Genomic DNA, 21,136 nt, shown 5'->3' on the forward strand with positions numbered 1-21,136 from the left:
GGCGCGGCCGGTCCGGGTCGGGAGCATCGGGGCGATCAACTCCCATTGGGCGTCGGAGAGCATCTGGAACCGGGACATGTCCCCAGGGTCTCAGCTGACTCGTGCATCTATTCTCAGACACGCCCTAGGCCTCTCGTCTTGGGGCAACACCTCATTGGAGAACCGGCCATCCCTCGCCTGCGTTGCCATTGCGTCTCCTCCATCTCCGGGCCGCATGGGTCAAGATGAAGCGTATGCCAGGTGTGATACACATCATAGTGGATCTGGACTATTTCATCCCATACGAGCCCTCACGTGTTGCCCCTCACAGTCTGAGACGGGCATCCCTACGATGGAGCCAGGGCTACGGCCCCTTGCCCGACCCACAGAGCTCGCCGAAAGGAACGCCATGTACACCCGCAGCCGGAACGACGTCGAGAAGGTCGAGTGGGGCGGAGGCACCTCCGAACGCCTCATCACCGCGAAGGACGAGATGGGCTTCGCCGTCGCCCACACGATCGTGCGCGCCGGATCGTCCTCGAAGCTCCAGTACCGCAACCACCAGGAGGCCTGTTACTGCATCGCGGGCAACGGCTCCGTGGTGGAGCCGGACGGCACCGTCCACGAGATCACGCCGGGTGTCATCTACGTCCTGCCGGACCACGAGCCGCACGACCTGCGCGGCGGCACCGAGGACATGCACCTGATCTCGGTGTTCAACCCCGCCATCACCGGCGACGAGAAGCACACCCTGTCGGAGGACGGCTACTCCAGCTACTGAGCCCGGGCACGGTGAGGGAGGCGTCGACGACGGCGCCTCCCGCGTCGGCGCCGACGGCGGCGTCCGGTCGTAGGGTGGCGGGGTGCTCAACCTGTGCGCCCCCGAGCGCACCGTGCGCCGCAACACCCACCTGGCGCTGGTGCTGACCGCGATCGCGGGGATCCTCAACTCCGTGGGCTTCGTCGCCGTGGCCACGTACACGTCCCACATGACGGGGATCGTGGCGTCCATGGCGGACGCGGCGGTCCTCCACGCCCCGGGTCTGGTCGGCACGGGCCTGCTCGCGCTGGCCATGTTCATCCTGGGCGCGGTCGTCTGCGCGCTGGTGTTCAACTGGGGCCGGGTCAACGGCCTCCGGTCGCGGTACGCCAACATCCTCCTGCTCGAGGGCGTCGGCATGCTGGTGTTCGGCCTGCTCGCCGAGCACGTCCGCGATGCGCACCGGCCGCTCGTCGTGGTGGCCGTGCTGTGCTTCACCATGGGCCTGCAGAACGCGCTGATCACCCGCATCGGGGCGTGGCCGATCCGCACCACGCACGTGACGGGCATGGTCACGGACATCGGCGTCGAGCTCGGCAAGATCCTGTACCGCAACGCGCCCGGGGCCGCGGCCCCCGTCGTCGGGGAACCGCGGCGCGTGGGACTGCTGGCGCTGCTCGTGGCCCTGTTCTTCCTGGGCGGGGTGGCGGGCGCGGCCGGCTACCTCTGGCTGGGCTTCGAGGTGGTCATCCCGGTGGCCGGCGTGCTGCTGCTCATCGCCCACCGCCCGCTGATCCAGGACCTGCGGGACGTGGGGCTCACACGAAGGCCGAGACGCCGGTGAGGGCCCGCCCCACGATCAGGGTGTTCATGCCGTAGGAGCCCTCGTAGGAGTAGATGGCCTCCACGTCCCCCATGATCTTGGCGATCTCGTGCTCCGTGAGCAGGCCGTTGCCGCCGAGGGCGTCGCGGGCGAGCGCCGCCGAGGACCGGGCCAGCCGGGTCGAGGTGGCCTTGGCCATCGCCGCGTGCATCATCTCCATCCGCCCCTCCTGCCGCAGGGCGTCCACCTGGAGCATCATCCCGGCGGAGGCGGCCAGGTTGCCGGCGACCTCGGCGATCTGGGCCTGGATCAGCTGGAACGCGGCCAGCGGGCGGCCGAACTGCTCCCGCCGCAGCGCGTAGGAGCGCAGCACGTCCAGCACGCCCATCTGCGCGCCGACGCCCTGCCAGCCGACCCACATGCGCGAGTCGCGCAGCAGGGCGCGGGTGGCGGCGAAGGTGGTGGCGCCGGGCAGGATCGCATCCGCAGGCAGGCGCACGTCCAGGGTGATGTCCGCGTTCTGCATGATCCGCAGGCCCATCTTCCCGCTGATCTTGGTGGCCTCGTAGCCGGGGGTGTCGGTGGGCACCACGAAGCCCTTGATCTCGCCGTCGGCGGTGTCGCGCGCCCAGACGAGCGCGACGTCGGCGATCGTGCCGGCCCCGATCCAGCGCTTGGCGCCGCGGATGACCCACTCATCGCCGTCGCGGGTGGCGGTGGTGGCGAGGCCGCCGGCGATGTCCGAGCCGTGGTCCGGCTCGGTGAGGCAGAACGCGCCCAGGGCGTCGAAGGATTCGAGGCGCCCCTGCCACGTGGCCTTCTGCCGCTCCGAGCCCAGGCCGGCGATCATGCCGAGGTTGAGCTCGTTGTGGATGCCCACGAGGGCGGACAGGGACAGGTCCACGCGGGCGATCTCCGCGTGCACGAGCTGCTGGAACAGCGAGGACGAGCCGTCCAGGACGAGGCGCCCCAGACCCAGCTCGGCCAGGCCCGGCAGCAGGTCGAACGCGAACTCCTCGGCGTCCCAGTAGCGGGTCAGGTGCGGCCGCACGCGGGTCTGGAGGTGGTCCTCGATCGCGTCGAGCCGGGCACGCTCGGCCGGCTCGAGGCGGTCCCGCAGGCGCAGCAGGTCCACGTGGGGCAGGCCGGGGGTGACGGCGGGCGCGCCGGAGGCGGGGACGGGGCGGTCGGCGATGGCGGTCATGGCTCTCCTTCGGGGGCGGTCCGACGACGGCGGGCGGTTTCGCCGCGAATCCGACTGTAGGACTTCCAACTATCCAGGTCTGCCAGTAGTGTTCCAGATCACAGGCCCCCGGCCAAGGATCCGTTCAGCAGCCATCCCGAGGAGGGACCCATGACCGTCCAGGACCCCACCGCCGTCGCCGCCCCGTCGCCGACGGAGGTGTTCCGCGCGGCCCGCAACCTGCTGGTCGAGTGCCAGACCGACTATGAGCGCGCCCGCGCCGAGTTCGAGTGGCCCCGCTTCGAGCACTTCAACTTCGGCTTCGACTGGTTCGACCGCCTGGCCCAGGACCCGGCCCGCGCGGACGTGCCGGCGCTGATCATCGCCGAGGACGACGGGCGCAGCACCGAACGCACCTTCGCCGAGCTCTCCGCGGCCTCCAACCGGGTGGCGAACTGGCTCGCCGCGCAGGGCCTGCGCCGCGGCGACCGCCTCATCCTGATGCTGAACAACCAGGTGGAGCTGTGGGAGTTCATGCTCGCCTGCATCAAGCTGCGGGTGGTCATGGTGCCCACCACCACGCAGATGACCTCCGGGGACCTCGAGGACCGCGTGACGCGCGCCGGCGCCGCGTGGGCCGTGGCCGGCGCCGAGGACCTGGCCAAGTTCGCCGGCGTCGGCGAGGGCCTGCACCTGGTGCACGTGCCGGGCGTCTTCGCGGAGGGCCCGGCGCGCCGCGCCCCCGAGGTCGCCGGCCACGCCGTGCTCTCCTACGACGACGCCGCCGACGCCGCCACCGAGCTGGCCCCGGCCGAGCCGACCCCCGCGGACGAGACGCTGCTCTTCTACTTCACCTCGGGCACCACTTCGAAGCCGAAGCTCGTGGAGCACACCCACACCTCGTACCCGGTCGGCCACCTCACGACGCTCTACTGGATCGGTCTGCAGCCGGGCGACGTGCACCTCAACGTGGCCTCCCCGGGCTGGGCCAAGCACGCGTGGTCCAACTTCTTCGCCCCGTGGATCGCGGAGGCCACGATCTTCGTGCACAACGCCCGCAAGTTCGACCCCGCGGCCCTGATGGCCAACATGGCGCGCTACGGCGTCACGAGCTTCTGCGCCCCGCCCACCGTGTGGCGCATGCTCATCAAGGCGGACCTGGCGCAGCTGACGACCCCGCCGACCAAGACCATCTCCGCGGGCGAGCCGCTCAACGCGGAGGTGATCGACCAGGTGCACAAGGCGTGGGGCACCACGATCCGCGACGGCTTCGGCATGACCGAGACCACCCTGCAGGTCGCCAACACCCCCGGCCAGAAGGTCGTCATCGGCGCGATGGGCCGCCCACTGCCCGGCATGGACGTCACCCTGATCGACCCGCTCACGGGCCAGGAGGCCGAGGAGGGCGAGATCTGCCTGCGCCTCGACCCGCGTCCGGTGGGCCTGCTGAAGTCCTACTACGGCAACCAGGAGAAGACGGACGAGGTGTTCCGCGACGGCGTCTTCCACACCGGCGACATCGCCCGCCGCGACGAGAACGGCGTGCTGACCTATGTGGGCCGCGCGGACGACGTCTTCAAGTCCTCGGACTACAAGGTGTCCCCGTTCGAGCTGGAGTCGGTGCTGGTCAAGCACCCGGCCGTGATGGAGGGCGCGATCGTCCCCACCCCGGACGAGCTGCGCCTGGCCGTGCCGAAGGCCTTCGTCACCCTCGCCCCGGGCCACGAGCCCACCGCGGAGACCGCCCGGGCGATCCTGCAGTTCACGCTCACCCAGCTGCCCCCGTACAAGCGCATCCGCCGCATCGAGTTCCTCGAACTGCCGAAGACCATCTCGGGCAAGATCCGCCGCGTGGAGCTGCGCAAGGCCGAGGTCGAGCGCGCCCAGACGGGCGCCGCCCCGGACGGCTACGGCACCGAGTTCCGGGAGGAGGACCTGGACCTGCAGCGCTGACCGGCCGTTCCCCGCCACCGCCCCGTCCGTGTCCGGCGGTGGCGGGGGACCCCCGGTGCGCCGCTAGTCTGGAGCGCCATGAAGAAGCCACCCCTCGCCCAGGACCCCATCCGGGAGGCCGCCCGGAACTGGGAGCGTCACGGATGGGGTGACGTCGCCCGCCCGATGGCCGCCATCACCTCGATCATGCGAGCCCAGCAGATCCTGCTGGGTCGGACGCAGGCCGCGCTCAAGCCCTACGGGCTCACCTTCGCGCGGTACGAGCTCCTGGCGCTGCTGAACTTCTCGCGCGAGAAGCGGATGCGGATGTCCAAGGCGTCCGCGCTCCTGCAGGTCCACCCCACCTCGGTGACCAATGCGGTGGACCGGCTCGAGGCCGCCGGGCTGGTGGAGCGCACACCCCACGAGTCGGACCGCCGCGCGCTCGTGCTCGCCCTCACGGACGAGGGCCGGCGCGTCGCCGTCGCCGCCACGGAGACGCTCAACGCCGAGGTCTTCGGCCGTTCCGGCTTCGATCCGGCGGACGTGGACACCCTCATCGACGTCCTCGGCCGGTTCCGCGCCGAGGCCGGCGACTTCCAGGTCGACGGCCTCGACGCCGGCACGCCCGCGACGGCGGAGCACACCTCCTCCTGACGCGCTCCCCGGCCTCCGGACCGTCCGGCTCAGCGGGGCTCGAGGCGCACGGCGCCGTCGAGCCGGATGACCTCGCCGTTCAGGAACGGGTTGGACACGATCTGCTCGACGAGCAGCGCGTAGTCCTCGGGTCGGCCGAGCCGGGCCGGATGCGGGGTCTTGGTGGACAGCGCCTCGCGGGCGGCCTCGGGCAGGCCGGCCATCATGGGCGTCTCCATCAGACCGGGGGCGATCGTGACCACGCGGATCTGCGAGGAGGCGAGCTCGCGGGCCGCGGGCAGGGTCAGCGCGACCACGGCGCCCTTGGAGGCGGAGTACGCGATCTGGCCGATCTGCCCGTCGTAGGCCGCCACGGACGCGGTGTTGACGATGACGCCGCGGTCCTCGCCGAGCGGCTCCTGCGTCTTCATCGCGGCGGCGGCCTGGGCCATCATCGCCACGGTGCCGACCGTGTTGATCGCCAGGACCCGGCTCAGCACCTCGGCGGACAGCGGCCCGTCGCGACCCACGAGCTTGCCCGGCGTCGCCACGCCGGCGCAGTTGACCAGCACCCGCAGCGGCCCGGCCTCCAGCGCGGCGGCCACAGCCTCCCGGGCGGTGCCCTCGGCGGTGACGTCGCCCGTCACGAAGCGCGCACGGGGACCGAGGGCGGCCACAGCGTCCGCGCGGACGGTCTCGCCCTCCCGGTCCGGCAGGTCCACCACCACGACGGCGGCGCCCGCGTCCGCCAGGCGGCGGGCGGTGGCGTGGCCGAGGCCCGAGGCCCCGCCGGTGACGATCGCGCTCTGGTTCGACAGGTCCATGGACGGACCCTCCCTTCCTCCTCGGGATACCCCCCGAGTTCGATAGTTGCATGTCCTACGTTCTCATCCTAGATTAGCGGATGAGTAACCCAGATCACACGCACGGCCGGACCCGCCACGCCCGCCGTGGGCGGCGCCGACCGGCGGCCGCCCTTCCGCCTGGACCTGCGAGGAGCCCCCATGTCCCAGAAGACCGCGCCCACCGAGACCGCCCCCGTGATCCCCCACTTCGTGCACGGCGAGCGGCGCGAGGGCGCCTCCGGCCGGCACGGCGACGTCTACCACCCGGCCACGGGCCGCGTGGCGGGCCGCGTGCCGCTGGCCTCCGCCGAGGAGATCGACGCCGCCCTGGCCTCCGCCGAGGAGGGCTTCGCCGCGTGGTCGAGGCTCAACCCGCAGCGCCGCGGCCGCATCCTGCTGCGCTGGGTCGACCTGATCAACGAGAACATGGACGAGCTGGCCACCGTGCTCGCCCAGGAGCACGGCAAGACCTTCCCGGACGCCAAGGGCGACATCCAGCGCGGCATCGAGGTCGTGGAGTTCGCCGCGGGTGCCCCGCACCTGCTCAAGGGCGAGTTCACCGCCGACGCGGGCACCGGCATCGACGTGCACTCCATCCGCCAGCCGCTCGGCGTGGCCGTGGGCATCACGCCCTTCAACTTCCCCGCGATGATCCCGCTGTGGAAGGCCGGCATCGCCCTGGCGGCGGGCAACGCCTTCGTCCTCAAGCCCTCCGAGCGCGACCCCTCCGTGCCGGTGCGCCTGGCCGAGCTGGCCCTCGAGGCCGGCATGCCCGCCGGCGCCCTCAACGTGGTGCACGGCGACAAGGCCGCCGTGGACGCGCTCATCGAGGACCCGCGCGTCAAGGCCGTCGGCTTCGTCGGCTCCACCCCGATCGCGCAGTCCATCTACGCGCACGCCGGCCGCATGGGCAAGCGCGCCCAGTGCTTCGGCGGGGCCAAGAACCACGCCGTGATCATGCCGGACGCGGACCTCGAGATGACCGCCGACGCCCTGGTCGGCGCCGCCTTCGGCTCCGCCGGCGAGCGCTGCATGGCGATCTCCGTGGCCGTCCCGGTCGGCGAGGAGACCGCCGACCGCCTGATCGCCCTGCTCCGCGAGCGCATCAAGGACCTCAAGGTCGGCCCGTCGCTCGAGGCGTCCTCGGACTTCGGCCCCGTCGTCTCGAAGGACGCGAAGGAGCGCATCGAGGGCTACATCGCGGCCGGCGTCGAGGCGGGCGCCGACCTGGTCGCGGACGGCCGGGGCGTCGTCGTCGAGGGCCACGAGGACGGCTTCTACGTGGGCGCCACCCTGTTCGACCGCGTCACCCCGGAGATGAGCATCTACCGCGAGGAGATCTTCGGCCCGGTGCTCTCCGTGGTCCGCGCGAAGGACTACGAGGAGGCGCTCACGCTCGTGAACGAGCACGAGTTCGGCAACGGCGTGGCCATCTTCACCCGCGACGGCGACGCCGCCCGCGACTTCTCCACCCGCGTGGACACCGGCATGGTCGGCGTGAACGTGCCGATCCCCGTGCCGATCGCCTACTACACCTTCGGCGGCTGGAAGGCCTCCGGCTTCGGCGACCTGAACCAGCACGGCACGGACGGGCTGAAGTTCTACACCAAGACGAAGACCGTCACCACACGCTGGCCCTCCGGCGTGCGCGAGGGCGCCAGCTTCGTCATGCCGGCCGGCTCATGACCGCCCCGCAGCCCGTCCCGACCAGGAGGACCCCATGACCACCGTTCTGTTCCTCGGCCTCGGCCACATGGGCGGCCCCATGGCCGCCAACCTCGCCGCCGCGGGCCACCGCGTGCTCGGCTTCGACCTCGTCCCCGAGGCCCTCGAGAAGGCCCGTGCGGCCGGCGTCGAGACCGTCACGGACACGGCCGCGGCGGCCGCGGAGGCCGACGTCGTGCTGACCATGCTCCCCCACGGACGCCTGGTGCTGGACGTCTACCGGGGCGAGGACGGCGACGGCGGCCTGCTCGCCGCCGCCCGCCCCGGCACCGTGTTCTTGGACTGCTCGACCATCGACGTCGCCGAGGCTCGCGAGGCGGCCGCGGCGGCGGAGGCGGCGGGCATGCGGGCGGCCGACGCACCGGTCTCGGGCGGCCAGGTGGGCGCCGAGGCCGGCACCCTCGCCTTCATGGTGGGCGCCTCGGACGAGGTGTACGCCGAGGTGCTGCCGCTGCTCGAGGTCATGGGCGCGCGGATCGTGCACTGCGGGGGCGCCGGCCTGGGCCAGGCCGCGAAGATCTGCAACAACATGGTGCTGGGGGTCACGCAGATCGCCGTCGCCGAGGCCTTCGTCCTGGGCGAGCGCCTGGGCCTGCAGCACCAGGCTCTGTACGACGTGATGAGCAAGGCCTCCGGTCAGTGCTGGTCCCTGACCACCAACTGCCCGGTGCCCGGCCCCGTCCCCGGCTCCCCCGCGAACCGGGACTTCCAGCCCGGCTTCGCCGGCGCCCTGATGGCCAAGGACCTCGGGCTCGCGCTCGCGGCCCTGGACGAGCAGGGCGTGGCGGCCGACCTGGGCCGCCTCGCGCAGGCCAAGTACGCCGAGTACGCCGCCGGAGAAGGCGCCGCCCGCGACTTTTCCGGCATCATCGAGGACATCCGAGCATCACACACGGACAGGAGCGAGGCATGAGCGAGCAGACCACCCCGGACGGCGCCGAGTCGCCGATCATCGTGGAGCGGCAGGGCCGGGTCGGCCACATCCGCCTGAACCGGCCGAAGGCCCTGAATGCGCTGAACGAGGCGACGATGCGTGCCGTCGTCGCGGCGGTGCAGGAGCTGGACGCCGACCCGGAGATCGGGGCGATCCTGCTCTCCGGCTCCCCCAAGGCGTTCGCCGCCGGCGCGGACATCAAGGAGATGGCCACCAAGGAGTTCTCCGAGATGTACGCGGCCGACTGGTTCGCCGGCTGGGACGGGCTCACCCGTGCCCGCACCCCCATCGTGGCGTGCGTGACCGGCTACGCCCTCGGCGGCGGCTGCGAGCTGGCCATGATGGCCGATGTGCTCGTGGCCGGCGAGGGTGCCAAGTTCGGCCAGCCCGAGATCAACCTCGGCGTCATCCCCGGCATGGGCGGCTCCCAGCGACTGACCCGCGCCGTGGGCAAGGCGAAGGCCATGGACATGATCCTTACCGGCCGCATGATCGGAGCCGAGGAGGCCGAGCGCATCGGACTCGTCTCCCGCGTGGTGGCCGACGAGAAGGCCCTCGAGGAGGCGCTAGAGGTGGCCGCGACCATCGCGTCCAAGTCCAAGCCGGCCTCCTGGATGGCCAAGGAGGCCGTCAACTCCGCGTTCGAGACCACGCTCGCCCAGGGCATCGCCTTCGAGCGCCGGGTGTTCCACTCGGCGTTCGCCACGGCGGACCAGAAGGAGGGCATGGACGCGTTCGCGGCGAAGCGCGAGGCGGGGTGGCAGCACCGATGAGCGACGCGCAGACCACGGCGACGACGGCCCCCGCGGCCGCACCGGAGGGCGCGGCGGACGAGGTGCTCCTCGAGGTCCGAGACGGCCTCGGCCGCATCACGCTGAACCGTCCGCGCGCCCTGAACGCGCTGACGCAGGACATGGTCCGGGCGATCGACGCGGCCCTGACCGAGTGGGCCGCAGACCCCGCCGTGCGCGGTGTGCTGATCCGCGGCGCCGGGGAGAAGGGACTGTGCGCCGGCGGCGACGTCGTCTCCCTGCGCGCCTCGCTCCTGGCCGGGCGGTTCGCGGAGGCCGAGGAGTTCTTCCGCGACGAGTACGCGATGAACGAGCGCATCGCCACCTACCCCAAGCCGTACGTGGCCTTCATGGACGGCATCGTCCTGGGCGGCGGCATGGGCGTGTCCGCCCACGGCTCGCACCGCGTGGCCACCGAGCGGACCCGCGCCGGCATGCCCGAGACGGCGATCGGGTTCACCCCCGACGTCGGCGGCTCCTTCCACCTCGCCCGCGCCCCCTTCCAGGCGGGCCGGCACCTGGCCGCGACCTCGGCGCACGCCTCGGGTTCCGACGCGGTGGCCCTGGGCCTGGCGGACGTCTTCGTGGAGTCCGCCCGGCTGGACGAGCTCGAGCAGGCCCTCGCCGCGGCGTTCGGCGCCCTCGGCTCGGCCGCGGACGCGGGCGCGCGCGACGAGGCCGCCTTCGCCGCCGCCGACGAGGTCCTGGCCCGGTTCGCGGTGGCCGAGGATGCACGGCCCGCGTCCGCGCTGCTGGCCGGCCGGGAGTGGATCGAGGACGCCTACGGCCGGGAGACCGCCGCCGAGGTCCTCGCCGCCCTGGACGAGCGCGCCGCCGCGGGCGGGGCGCACGCCGAGGCCGCGGGGAAGGCCGCCGAGGCCATCCGCACCAAGTCCCCGACCGCCGTCGCCGTGGCCCACGAGGCCCAGCGTCGGCTGGCCGCACGCGGGGAGGACCTGACGGTGGCCGACGCGCTGCGCCAGGAGTTCACGATCGGCACCCACCTGATGCGCGAGCCGGACATGGCCGAGGGGATCCGCGCGCTGCTCGTGGACAAGGACAAGGACCCCACGTGGAGCCCGGCCCGGCTCGAGGACGTCTCGGCCGAGGACGTGGCCGGGCACTTCGAGCCCGTCGCCGGAGTGGACCCCCTGCAGCTCGGCTGAGTCCGCCCCGACGAACGGCGCCCCGTGGTCACGTGCGGTGACCGCGGGGCGCCGTGCTGTGGGGGGCACCGGGCGGGCCCCGGCCTCAGCCGATCAGGCCTCGGCCCACGATCATGCGCATGATCTCGTTGGAGCCCTCGAGGATCCGGTGCACGCGCAGGTCCCGGGCGAGCTTCTCCACGCCGTACTCGTGCAGGTAGCCGTAGCCGCCGTGCAGCTGCAGGGCGGTGTCGGCGGCCTCGTAGCCGGACTCGGTGGCCACGAGCTTCGCCATGGCGCACAGGCGCACGGTGTCCGGGTCGTTGCGGTCCAGGGCGTCCGCGGCGCGCATGAGCATCGTGTGGGCGGTCTCCAGCTTCACGGACATGTCCGCGAGCTCGAAGACGAGGGCCTGCTTGGTGGTGAGCGGCTCGCCGAACGCGCTGCGCTCCTTGAGGTAGCGGGTGGCCTTGTCCAGGGCGGCCAGGCCGCCGCCGATCGAGCAGGCGCCGATGTTCAGGCGGCCGCCGTTGAGGCCCTTCATGGCGATGCGGAACCCGTCGCCCTCCTCGCCGAGGCGGTCGGCCACCGGCACGCGGACGTCCTCGAAGATCACCTGGCGCGTGGGCTGGGTGTGCCAGCCCATCTTCTTCTCGTTGGGGCCGAAGGACAGGCCGGGGGTGTCCTTGTGGATTACGACGGCTGAGATCCCCCGGGCGCCCGTGTCCGCGGTGCGGCACATCACCACGTAGTAGTCGGACGCCCCGGCGCCGGAGATGAACTGCTTGACGCCGTTGAGGACGTAGTGGTCGCCGTCGCGGACCGCGCGGGTCTTCAGCGCGGCCGCGTCCGAGCCGGCGCCGGGCTCGGTGAGGCAGTAGCTGGCCAGGTGCTCCATGCCCACGAGGTCGGGGATCCAGCGGGCGCGCTGCTCGTCGCTGCCGAAGGAGTCGATCATCCAGGCGACCATGTTGTGGATCGAGATGTAGGCGGCGAAGGCCGGGTCCGCCTTGGCGAGCTCCTCGAAGATCAGGATCGCGTCCGTGCGCTCCAGGCCGGTGCCGCCGTACTCCTCCCCCACGTAGATGCCGCCCAGGCCGAGCTCGCCGGCCTCGGCGAGGACGTCCACCGGAAAGTGCTTCTCGGCGTCCCAGTCGAGGGCGTGCGGGGCGACCCGCTGCTCGGCGAAGTCGCGGACGGCGTCGACCAGGGCCTTCTGGTCGTCGGTGATGGGGAACATGGGTTCGTCCTCCTGGGGGCTCGGTCCCACCGCGCGGGCGGTCCACGACGGGATGGTGCGGGGGTGACACCGCGGGCGGCGACAGGGTGTGACTGTCATCACCATGATAATAGGACATCCAATGATCCGCCGTGACGGCGCCGGGTCGTGGGCTAGCGTGCTCCCCGTGCAGACCACCACCAGCCCCACCGCAGACTCGCCCACCGGCCCCCGCTCCCACGCCTCCGGCCGCACGGAACAGCTGTTCGGCATCCGCCGCCACGCGCTCATGACCGAGCGGGACGGCGCCCTCAACCCGGCCGCGTTCGAGGTCGGCCCGTGGTGCCTCGACCTGGACGGCCGGCCCACCGGCGCGGCGGCCACCGTGATCATGGACAACGCCACCGCGGTGGCCGTGCATCACGCGGCCCGGGACATCGAGACCGTGGTCACCACCGAGCTGCAGATCAACGTGCTCGGCCCGCTGCCCGCCTTCGACGCGGCGGCCGTCACGGCCGGGGACGACGACGGCCCGCTGCTGGAGTGCTGGACCCGCCCGCTGTCCTGGGATGCCGGCGGCGGCGTGGCCCGCGCGTGGCTCGAGGACGCGGACGGGCGTCGCGTGGTGGAGGCGACCGGCTGGTTCCAGTCGGTGCCGGCCGGAGCTCCGGAGCGGATGGCCGAGTTCGTCGCCGCCGGACGGCTGCCCCGCGGGGCAGAGACCCGCGTGCCCATGCCGAGGCTACTGGCCGCCCGCCCCGAGTCGCTGCCGACGGCCGCTCCGGACGTGCGCCCCGTCGTCGCCCCCGCGGCGACCCCGGGCGCCCGCTTCGCCCCGAAGCCGGAGCTGGCCAACCCGTCGGGCGCGGTCCACGGCGGGGCCATGACGCTGCGGGCGGTCACCGCCGCGCAGGCGGCCATGCCGGACCGCGAGCGCTACGACGTCCAGGCCGTGCACGTGGTGTTCGTGCGCCCGGGCCACGGCGAGATGATCGCCCTGACGAGGGTGCGGCACGCCGGCCGGTCCCTGCGCCTCGTGGACGTGGACCTCGTGCCGGTCGGCGCCGACGGCGTCCCCGTGGCCGACAAGCCGATGGTCCAGGTGCAGGTCACCTTCCGCGCTGCCCGGAGCTGACGCTCCGCACACCCGAGCACCCGAGCGCTTTCGAACGTGAGAGAGGCCCTATCCCACGTTCGAAAGCGCTCATTCCCCCGACATCACGTTCGAAAGTCCCGGGAGGAGGAGGGGCCGTCGTGGGGCCGGCTCAGCGGCCCACGGTGCCGAACCGGGAGGCCACGGGGGCCGTGAAGGCGGGCTTCAGGAAGAACCACGCGGCGGCGGTGACCGCCACGCTCACGAGGAACACCACGAGGCCCCACGCGTCGGTGGCGCCGCCGCGCGAGGTGTACATGTGGTTCAGGTTCGTCAGCAGGCCCGTGAAGGCCACGAGGAACACGTGCACCACGATGAACGCCACGAAGAAGACCATCACCGGGAAGTGCACCTTGCGGGCCACCTCCATGGGGAACGCCTTGTTCAGTCCCTTGGCCTCCGTGGGGAACCACGAGGACATGCGCCAGCCCGTGAGGGCGGCGAGCGGGGCGGCCACGAACACCACCAGCGCGTAGGAGAGCATCTGCAGCGCGTTGTAGTGCACCCAGCCGTTCTCGGTGGGCCAGTCCAGGGACAGGTACTGGATGCCGGCGGACAGGGCGTGCTGGAACACGTGCGGGTCCGTGGGCACGATCCGCGCCCAGTGGCCGGTGACGATCAGCAGCACCACGAAGATCGCGCCGTTGAGCAGCCACAGCGCGTCGAGGGCCTGGTGCATCCAGATGGTGAGCGAGAACTTCTTCGGGGTGTTGCCCCGCGCGGAGAACAGGCCGTCCTTCGTCGGCGTGAAGTTGGCCGGAGGCCGTGTCTCGTGGCGGATCTGCAGGCCCGTCCGGATGATCAGCACCATCAGGAACATGTTCAGGAAGTGCTGCCAGCCCATCCACCAGGGCATCCCCTCGGGAGTGCCCTCGGGCAGGACCGGGTGCCCGTCGTAGGTCGCAATGAAGTCCGCCACCGGGTCCAGGCTCCGCAGCCAGCGTCCGGCCAGCACCGCGAGCAGCGCCAGCACCACGACGCCGGCCAGCGCCGGCAGCGCCTTGCGCAGACGGGACGGGGCGGTGGCCTCGGCGACGTCGGTGTCCGCGGCCCGCGCGGGCGTGCCGGTGGCGGCCCGGGGCGGCTGCGCGGCGGAGGCCGGCGGGGCCGACCGGGTGTCCGGCGCGGTGGGGGCCGGCTCCGCGGCCGGCGCCGCGGCCACGGGGGCGGCGACGGCCGGTTCCGCATCGGCCGGCTCCGCGGCGGCGGGCTCGGCGGTGGCCTGCTCCGGTGCGACGACCTCCTGCGCCACCGTCTCCGGCGCGGTGGGGGCGCCCACGGCAGCCAGCTCGGTGAACCACTCCCCCTCCCGGGCGAACGGCACGTACCCGGCCATGCGTCGCCGCTCCGCGAGCGGCACGAGGTCGGACTCCACGGGCGCGCCCGCCCCGGACGCGGCGGGCGCACCGGTCGCGGCGGCGGCGACGGCGGCCGCCACGTCCGGCACGACGGGCTCGGTCTCCGCGGGTGCGGGGGCCCGCGTCGGGGACGCGGAGGCGGCGATGGGCTCGGGGGCGGCGGGCGGCGGCGGAGCGGCGGCCGGGGTCGAGCCCGCGGCCGGGGCGGGGGCACCGCCGAGCCACTCGGCCTCGCGGGCGAACGGGACGTACCCGGCCATGCGGCGTCGCGCGGACAGGGGCGTGAGGCCCGACGCCGGCGCGGACGGCGCCACCGGCACGGCGGGCGCGACCACCGGGGCCAGGGCCGCCGTCGTGGTGTCCTGCCCCGGGGCGGGGGCGGGCTCGGTCTCGGCCGGGGCGCCCTTCAGGGGGACGTAACCGGCCATTCGCTGCTTGGGCATGCTTCTCCTCGTCCGAGGGGCGCGGTCCGCAGCGGACCGCGCCCGCACCGGTTCAGCCGCGGCGGGTGCGCAGCTGCTCGATGACCTGTGGGACCACCTGGAAGATGTCCCCGACCACGCCGAAGTCGGCGTGCTCGAAGATCTCGGCGTCCTCGTTCTTGTCGATCGCCACGATGGTCTTGGCGGTCTTCATGCCGGCCAGGTGCTGGATGGCGCCGGAGATGCCCAGGGCGATGTACAGGTTCGGGGACACGATCACGCCGGTCTGGCCCACCTGGCGCTCGGCCGCGGTGTAGCCGGAGTCGACGGCGGCGCGCGAGGCGCCCACGGCGGCGCCGAGCTCGTCGGCGAGCTGCTCGACGATCGCGAAGCCCTCCTCGGAGCCCACGCCGCGTCCGCCGGCGACGACGGTTTTCGCGCCGCGCAGGGGCGGACGGGCGGAGTTCTGCGTGCGGGCGTTCACCTCGAGCACCCGGGCGCCGGCGGTCACCGGGCCGAGCTCGGCGGCGGCCAGCTCCACGACCTCGGGCGCCTCGACGGCCGGGGCTCGGTCCGCGACGGCGCCGGGGCGCACGGTGATGATCCGGGGGCCGCCCTCGCCGGTGGACTCGCTGAGGTAGTCGCCGCCGAACACGGAGTGGCGGGCGATGACCTCGTCGTCGGCCCAGCGCAGCCCCACGGCATCCGCGCACACGGGGCCGCGGGCGCGGACGGACAGGCGGCCGGCCACCGCGCGGGACTCGGGGCTGCCGGAGAGCAGCACGGCCACGGGCGCGGTGCGGGCGGTCGCGGCGGCGAGGGCCTGCACGGCGGCGTCGCCGAGGGTGGTGGCGGCGTCGTCGGCCACGAGGACGTGGACGCGCGTGGCGCCGTACTCCCCCAGACGGGCGACGGCGGCGTCCCTGCCCTCCGCGCCGGTCACGAGGACGGCCTCGGGCACGCCCACGGTGGCGGCGGCGCCGAGCAGCTCGGCCACGACCGGGCGGAGCGCGCCGTCTGCACCGATCTCGGCGTGCACCAGCACGGTCTGACCGCTGTTCGCGGCGTCGGTCTGCGTCGTCATCTCGGTCTCCTCCACGTTCGCGCTCACACGAGCCCCCGGCCCGCGAGGAACTCCACCAGCCGCTCGGCGGCGGTGCCGTCGTCGGTGATCTTCTCGCCCGCGGCACGCTCGGGACGCGTGTCCGCCGAGACCATCACGGAGCGGTAGGCGGCCTCGGCCGGACCCGCGGCGATGCCGAGGTCGGCCAGGGACAGGACGGTGAGCGGCTTCTTCTTGGCCGCCATGATGTTCTTGAAGTTCGGGAACCGCGGCTCGGGGGTCTTCTCCGTCAGGCTCGCCACGGCGGGCAGGGCGACGGCGGCGCGCACGTCCGCGTCCGAGGTCGCCACGGTGCCGGTCAGCTCGCCGTCGGTCAGCTCGGGGGCCTCGGCGTGCGGCAGGTAGGGCCGGTCCAGGAGCTCGGCGACCATGGCCGGCACCACGCCGGTGCCGCCGTCCGTGGACAGCGTGCCGGCGAGCACGAGGTCGGCGCCCTCCTTCTCGACGGCCGCGGCGATCACGCGGGCCGTCTCCACGGCGTCCGAGCCGACGAGCGCGTCGTCGGTGATCTGCACGGCGGAGTCCGCGCCCATGGCCAGCATCTTGCGCAGGGTCTTGGAGGAGTCCTCGGGGCCCACCGTCAGGGCCACGATCTCGACGTCCGCGCCGGCGTCCCGCCAGCCCAGGGCGACCTCCATGACGCGCTCGCTGATCTCGTCCGGCACGGGCTCGGCCGCGCCGTCGCGCACCACCCAGCCGGTCTCCAGGCTCAGCTCACGTTCCTGCCACGTGTCCGGCACCTGCTTGGCCAGCACCAGGATCTTCACGGCCTCTCCTCCTTGGGTCGCGGTCTCGCCCCGGGGCCTCCGCCCCGAGCACGGTGACTTACGCTACAGACTACGGGTCCGCGCACATCCGGGCCGCATGACCCCCGCGCGGGAGCGGCCGGGGCCGCCGTCGTCGGCCCGCGCGTCCGGACCATGATCGCCCGAACCGAGGAGGCACCGTGAGCCCCGCCGCCCCGCCCGCCGAGCCGTCGGCCGCCGAGGACCGGCCCCGGGTCCCGGCGGTGCCCGCCTCCTCCCTCGTGCTGGTCAGACCCGGGGCCGGCGGCGAGATCTCGGTGTTCACCGTCCGCCGCGCCGGGACCATGGCCTTCAGCGCCCACGCCACGGCCTTCCCCGGCGGCCGCGTGGACCCCGCGGACGACCTGCCGGACCGGCTGTGGGAGGGCACGGATCTGGCCGAGTGGGGCCGGCGCCTGGGGCTGCCGCACGAGCCCGTGGACGCCCACGGCACCCTCACGGAGCTCGACCCCGCCGAGGGCGCCGGTCGCGTGCTGGCCGCCGCCGTCCGCGAGACGTTCGAGGAGACCGGAGTGCTCCTGGCCCGGGACGCCGTCACCGGCACTCCCGTGGACCCGGCCCGGGTGGCCGCGTTCCCCGACGAGCTGCGCGACGCCGTCGAGCGCCACGAGGTGGACTTCGGGGAGCTGCTCGACCGCGAGGGGCTGCGCCCCGACGCCGGCGCGCTCGTGCCGTGGTCCCGGTGGATCACCCCGCACGGGGGCCCGCGCCGCTACGACACGTTCTTCTTCGCCGTCCACCTGCCGCAGGGTCAGTCCCCCGAGCGGATGTCCTCCGAGGCGGCCAGCCACGGCTGGGCGTCCCCCGCCGAGCTGCTGCGCCGCTTCCGGGCCGGCAAGGTCAACCTGATGGCCCCCACATGGTGGCAGCTGCGCACCCTGGTCGACGCCGGCGAGGACATCCACGCGGGCCGCTCCCGGTTCGAGCCCCTCGAGGGGGTCATGCTCGTGGCCGGGCAGGGGCCCGTGTTCCCCCACGCGGACGAGTATCTGCGTGACCTGACGGCGTTCCGCGCGGCCGCGCAGGTGGAGGAGTCCAAGGACAACATCCTCTGAGCGCTCCCGGCTCCGGGCCGTGCGGTGGGTGACGGGCCGGAGAGCAGCGCGGACCGCGAGCCGCGACCCCATGGCCTGCAGGGCCCCGTGCCCCTAGTCTGGTCTGCACTGGATCTCCCGGCTCCGCGCGTCCGGCCCCCACCCCCGGCCACCGCGCGTCCCGCTCGCACCCTAGGAGCACTGCATGGCGCTCAGCGTCCTCGACCTGTTCTCGATCGGCATCGGCCCGTCCTCGTCCCACACCGTGGGACCCATGCGCGCCGCCCGCCGCTTCACGGACAGCATGGGCCAGCACGGCGTCCTCGAGCGCACGGCCCGCGTGCACGCCGAGCTGTTCGGCTCGCTGGCGGCCACCGGCGTGGGCCACGGCTCGGACACCGCGGTGCTGCTCGGCCTGGCCGGCCAGGACCCTGAGACCATCGACCCGGACGCCTGCACCGGGCTCGTGGAGGAGATCGTCACGGGCGGCCGGCTGCCCCTGGACGGGCGCCACGAGATCGCCTTCGACCGGCAGGGCGACCTGACGCTGCACATGCGCGAGTCCCTGCCCGGGCATCCGAACGGCATGCGTCTGACCGCCTACGACGACGCCGGCGAACAGCTTCACACCCGCGACTACTACTCGGTGGGCGGCGGCTTCGTGGTCACCTCGGACGAGCTCGAGGCCGAGCTGGACGCCACCAAGGACGTCAACCGCACCGACGACGGCGACACCGGCGAACCGTACCCCTTCTCCACGGGCGCCGAGCTCGCCGCCCGCTGCCACGAGGCGGGCCTGAGCATCGCGGAGCTCATGCTCGCCAACGAGGCCACCCGGCACGACCTCGACGAGCTGCGCACCCGGCTGCTGGCCATCTGGGCCGTCATGGAGGAATGCGTCCACAACGGCGTGACCCGCACCGAGCCGATCCTGCCCGGCGGACTGCAGGTCCGCCGTCGGGCCCCCGCGCTGCGGGAGCACCTGCTGCAGACCACCGACCGCACCGACCCCATGTGGGCCATGGAGTGGGTCAACCTCTTCGCGCTCGCGGTGAACGAGGAGAACGCCTCGGGCGGGCGCATCGTCACCGCGCCCACGAACGGCGCCGCGGGCATCATCCCGGCCGTCATGCTCTACTACATGCGCTTCGTGCTCCCCAAGGGCGCCACGCAGCAGGAGCGGGACGACAAGGTGGTCGAGTTCCTGCTCACCGCGGCGGCGATCGGCATCCTGTACAAGCGCAACGCCTCCATCTCCGGCGCCGAGGTCGGCTGCCAGGGCGAGGTCGGCTCGGCCTGCTCCATGGCGGCGGGCGCGCTGTGCGCCGTGCTCGGCGGCACCGTGGACCAGGTGGAGAACGCGGCCGAGATCGGGATCGAGCACAACCTCGGGCTGACGTGCGACCCCGTGGGCGGCCTGGTCCAGGTGCCGTGCATCGAACGCAACGCGATCGCGTCGGTGAAGGCCATCAACGCGGCCCGGCTGGCGCTGCTCGGGGACGGCTCGCACCGGGTGACCCTGGACCAGGCCATCAAGACCATGCGCGACACCGGCGCGGACATGAAGTCCAAGTACAAGGAGACCTCGCGCGGCGGCCTGGCCGTGAACGTCATCGAGTGCTGATCGCCCGGGTCCGCGGCCCAGCGCCGCTCCGGTCGGGACGGACGGGGCACCCGTCCGCTAGCGTGGGGCCCGATCCGCACCCTGCCCCCCGAGCGCGAGAGGACCGACGTGGCCATTCATCCTGTGGACGCGACCCTGGAGGCCGCGAAGATCGATCCGGAGGAGCGCACCGAGCGCCTGAAGGGCGTCAAGCTGGACGGCGCCGGCTGGAAGTACGCGGCGACCCGGGCGTTCAAGGAGTTCCTGAACGACGGCGGCACGGACCTCGCCGCGAAGCTCACGTACTTCATGGTGCTCTCGCTGGCACCGGCCCTGCTGGCCGTGTTCTCCATCCTCACGCTCGTGCTGGCCTCGAACCGCTCGGCGGTCGACGACCTGGTCACCCAGCTGACCACCATGGTCCCGTCCGACTACCAGTCGGTGGTGCAGAGCGTGGTGGACAACCTGATGCAGCAGTCCACGGGCGGCCTCATCGCCCTGGTGGTCGGCATCCTGACCGCGGTGTGGTCCGCCTCGGCGTACGTGAAGGCGTTCAACCGCGCGTCGAACCAGGTGTACAACTACGCCGAGGGCCGCGGCTTCGTGAAGCTGACCCTGACGAACCTCCTGACCACCGTCGTCATGCTCATCGGCATCGTCCTGGTGCTGATCTCCCTGGCGCTCAACCGCGCCCTCGTCGACGGCCTGCTCGCCCCCATCGCCGGGCCGCTCGGCCTCACCTCCGTGGTGAACTTCCTCTCGGACACGTTCCTGCCGATCTGGGCGTGGGTGAAGTGGCCGGTGGTGATCCTCCTGGTGCTCGTGCTGATCGCCACCCTGTACTACATGACCCCGAACGTGAAGAAGCCCAGCTTCCACATGTTCGGCCCCGGCAACATCTTCGCCCTCGTGGGCATGGTGCTGGCCTCCGTGGGCCTGTACTTCTACTTCACGACGCTGGCCGGCTACTCGGCCTACGGCGCGATCGGCGGCGTGATGGCCCTGCTCTTCGCGCTGTGGATCTTCAACATCGTGCTCCTGCTGGGCCTCGAGCTGGACACCGAGGTGGAGCGCGCCAAGCAGCTGACCGCCGGCATGCCCGCCGAGGAGGCCGTGAAGCTGCCCCCGAAGGACGCCGGCGCCCTCGTCAAGAAGGCCGAGAAGCAGGAGGAGCTCGAGCAGAAGGGCTACGAGCTGCGGGCCGTCCACGAGGGCCGCTGACCGCACCCGGCGCGGCGCCGGGCGCACGTTCGGCACGGACGACGACGGCCGCTCACCTGGCGAGGTGGGCGGCCGTCGTCGTGCGCGGGGCCCTCAGCGCCGGGCCGCGCGGTAGCCGTCCGCCTGGGCCGCGGAGGCGGAGGCGTAGCAGTGGCGCGCGTTGGTCCTGCCGTAGTGCTGCTGACCGGGCATGTGGTAGATGCCCGAGTTGTCGTTCGCCTTGACCGGGTGGGAGTCCGGGCACTCGGAGTCGGCTCCGCTCACCGGCCCCGCGTCGCCGGCCGCGGGGGCCGGCTCTTATACACATCTCCGTGCCCACGAGACGGAGCTACATCTCGTATGCCGACTTCTGCTTGAAAAAAACCAGCCTAAAAAAAAAAAGAATGGAGAAACATATCTAAAGTTATTTTTAGTTTAGAAGTACGATACACTGCATGAGTGAAT

Annotated in this window: 19 protein-coding genes; 12 read left to right on the top strand and 7 right to left on the bottom strand. The window is 72.7% G+C overall.

Annotated elements, in window-relative coordinates:
* Positions 1-388: 388 nt before the first annotated feature.
* Both FLM69_RS08020 and FLM69_RS08025 read left to right on the top strand, forming a co-directional pair.
* On the top strand, positions 389-760 hold the full coding sequence (locus FLM69_RS08020; RefSeq protein ID WP_020624813.1) for an ectoine synthase: 372 nt from the start codon (positions 389-391) through the stop codon (positions 758-760).
* Between the two features lie 82 nt (positions 761-842).
* Positions 843-1,583: a YoaK family protein gene (locus FLM69_RS08025; protein WP_141843787.1), complete on the top strand. Its 741-nt coding sequence runs from the start codon at positions 843-845 to the stop codon at positions 1,581-1,583.
* On the opposite strand, the gene FLM69_RS08030 is transcribed toward FLM69_RS08025, so the two are convergent.
* Positions 1,558-2,766 carry an acyl-CoA dehydrogenase family protein gene (locus FLM69_RS08030; protein ID WP_119217561.1) on the bottom strand — a complete coding sequence of 403 codons (1,209 nt, stop codon included), beginning with the start codon at positions 2,764-2,766 and terminating at the stop codon, positions 1,558-1,560. The two genes, FLM69_RS08025 and FLM69_RS08030, sit on opposite strands and share 26 nt — an antisense overlap.
* A 150-nt stretch (positions 2,767-2,916) precedes the next feature.
* On the opposite strand from FLM69_RS08030, the gene FLM69_RS08035 reads away from it, so the two are divergent.
* Together FLM69_RS08035 and FLM69_RS08040 are read left to right on the top strand one after the other, a co-directional pair.
* The gene (locus FLM69_RS08035) at positions 2,917-4,698 is read left to right on the top strand and encodes an AMP-binding protein (RefSeq protein ID WP_141843789.1); all 1,782 of its coding nucleotides are present in this window, start codon (positions 2,917-2,919) and stop codon (positions 4,696-4,698) included.
* Between the two features lie 78 nt (positions 4,699-4,776).
* Positions 4,777-5,334, top strand: coding sequence for a MarR family winged helix-turn-helix transcriptional regulator (locus FLM69_RS08040; protein WP_141843791.1), 558 nt, complete (start codon positions 4,777-4,779; stop codon positions 5,332-5,334).
* Between the two features lie 29 nt (positions 5,335-5,363).
* On the opposite strand, the gene FLM69_RS08045 is transcribed toward FLM69_RS08040, so the two are convergent.
* The gene (locus FLM69_RS08045; RefSeq protein ID WP_141843793.1) at positions 5,364-6,137 is read right to left on the bottom strand and encodes an SDR family NAD(P)-dependent oxidoreductase; all 774 of its coding nucleotides are present in this window, start codon (positions 6,135-6,137) and stop codon (positions 5,364-5,366) included.
* Between the two features lie 180 nt (positions 6,138-6,317).
* Between FLM69_RS08045 and FLM69_RS08050 the strand changes: the two genes are divergently transcribed.
* The 4 genes from FLM69_RS08050 to FLM69_RS08065 are packed head-to-tail and all read left to right on the top strand — an operon-like array spanning position 6,318 to position 10,774.
* Positions 6,318-7,844 (top strand): CoA-acylating methylmalonate-semialdehyde dehydrogenase, encoded by a 1,527-nt coding sequence (locus FLM69_RS08050; protein WP_141843795.1) that lies wholly within the window; start codon positions 6,318-6,320, stop codon positions 7,842-7,844.
* Between the two features lie 34 nt (positions 7,845-7,878).
* Entirely contained in the window at positions 7,879-8,796 is a 918-nt protein-coding gene (mmsB, locus tag FLM69_RS08055) for a 3-hydroxyisobutyrate dehydrogenase (protein WP_141843797.1), read from the top strand.
* Complete coding sequence (locus FLM69_RS08060; RefSeq protein ID WP_063189086.1) at positions 8,793-9,590, top strand: enoyl-CoA hydratase; 798 nt, start codon at positions 8,793-8,795, stop codon at positions 9,588-9,590. The genes mmsB and FLM69_RS08060 overlap by 4 nt, the downstream gene beginning before the upstream one ends.
* Positions 9,587-10,774 (top strand): enoyl-CoA hydratase/isomerase family protein, encoded by a 1,188-nt coding sequence (locus FLM69_RS08065; protein ID WP_063189084.1) that lies wholly within the window; start codon positions 9,587-9,589, stop codon positions 10,772-10,774. The genes FLM69_RS08060 and FLM69_RS08065 overlap by 4 nt, the downstream gene beginning before the upstream one ends.
* Before the next feature lie 85 nt (positions 10,775-10,859).
* Here FLM69_RS08065 and FLM69_RS08070 read toward each other — a convergent pair whose 3' ends face one another.
* The gene (locus tag FLM69_RS08070) at positions 10,860-11,993 is read right to left on the bottom strand and encodes an acyl-CoA dehydrogenase family protein (protein ID WP_063189082.1); all 1,134 of its coding nucleotides are present in this window, start codon (positions 11,991-11,993) and stop codon (positions 10,860-10,862) included.
* A 166-nt stretch (positions 11,994-12,159) separates the two neighbouring features.
* Here FLM69_RS08070 and FLM69_RS08075 point away from each other — a divergent pair, with 166 nt between their 5' ends.
* Positions 12,160-13,107, top strand: coding sequence for a PaaI family thioesterase (locus FLM69_RS08075; protein WP_063189104.1), 948 nt, complete (start codon positions 12,160-12,162; stop codon positions 13,105-13,107).
* Positions 13,108-13,237: 130 nt separating this feature from the next.
* On the opposite strand, the gene FLM69_RS08080 is transcribed toward FLM69_RS08075, so the two are convergent.
* The 3 genes from FLM69_RS08080 to FLM69_RS08090 are packed head-to-tail and all read right to left on the bottom strand — an operon-like array spanning position 13,238 to position 16,795.
* A complete protein-coding gene (locus FLM69_RS08080) occupies positions 13,238-14,926 on the bottom strand; it encodes a cytochrome b/b6 domain-containing protein (RefSeq protein ID WP_255502765.1) in 1,689 nt (562 codons plus the stop codon).
* Positions 14,927-14,978: 52 nt separating this feature from the next.
* Entirely contained in the window at positions 14,979-16,016 is a 1,038-nt protein-coding gene (locus FLM69_RS08085; protein WP_141843799.1) for an electron transfer flavoprotein subunit alpha/FixB family protein, read from the bottom strand.
* Positions 16,013-16,795: an electron transfer flavoprotein subunit beta/FixA family protein gene (locus FLM69_RS08090; protein ID WP_141843801.1), complete on the bottom strand. Its 783-nt coding sequence runs from the start codon at positions 16,793-16,795 to the stop codon at positions 16,013-16,015. Before FLM69_RS08090 ends, FLM69_RS08085 begins: the two co-directional genes overlap by 4 nt.
* 179 nt (positions 16,796-16,974) lie before the next feature.
* On the opposite strand from FLM69_RS08090, the gene FLM69_RS08095 reads away from it, so the two are divergent.
* From FLM69_RS08095 to FLM69_RS08105, 3 genes are all read left to right on the top strand, one after another.
* A complete protein-coding gene (locus tag FLM69_RS08095) occupies positions 16,975-17,889 on the top strand; it encodes an NUDIX hydrolase (RefSeq protein WP_063189073.1) in 915 nt (304 codons plus the stop codon).
* Between the two features lie 184 nt (positions 17,890-18,073).
* Complete coding sequence (locus tag FLM69_RS08100) at positions 18,074-19,492, top strand: L-serine ammonia-lyase (protein WP_141843803.1); 1,419 nt, start codon at positions 18,074-18,076, stop codon at positions 19,490-19,492.
* Positions 19,493-19,600: 108 nt separating this feature from the next.
* A complete protein-coding gene (locus FLM69_RS08105; protein WP_255502767.1) occupies positions 19,601-20,692 on the top strand; it encodes a YihY/virulence factor BrkB family protein in 1,092 nt (363 codons plus the stop codon).
* A gap of 93 nt (positions 20,693-20,785) precedes the next feature.
* On the opposite strand, the gene FLM69_RS08110 is transcribed toward FLM69_RS08105, so the two are convergent.
* Positions 20,786-20,956, bottom strand: coding sequence for a hypothetical protein (locus tag FLM69_RS08110; protein ID WP_255502769.1), 171 nt, complete (start codon positions 20,954-20,956; stop codon positions 20,786-20,788).
* Positions 20,957-21,136 lie beyond the last annotated feature (180 nt).

Origin of the sequence: Micrococcus sp. R8502A1, assembly GCF_006704135.1 — a bacterium.
GTDB classification, from domain to species: Bacteria; Actinomycetota; Actinomycetes; order Actinomycetales; family Micrococcaceae; genus Micrococcus; species Micrococcus luteus.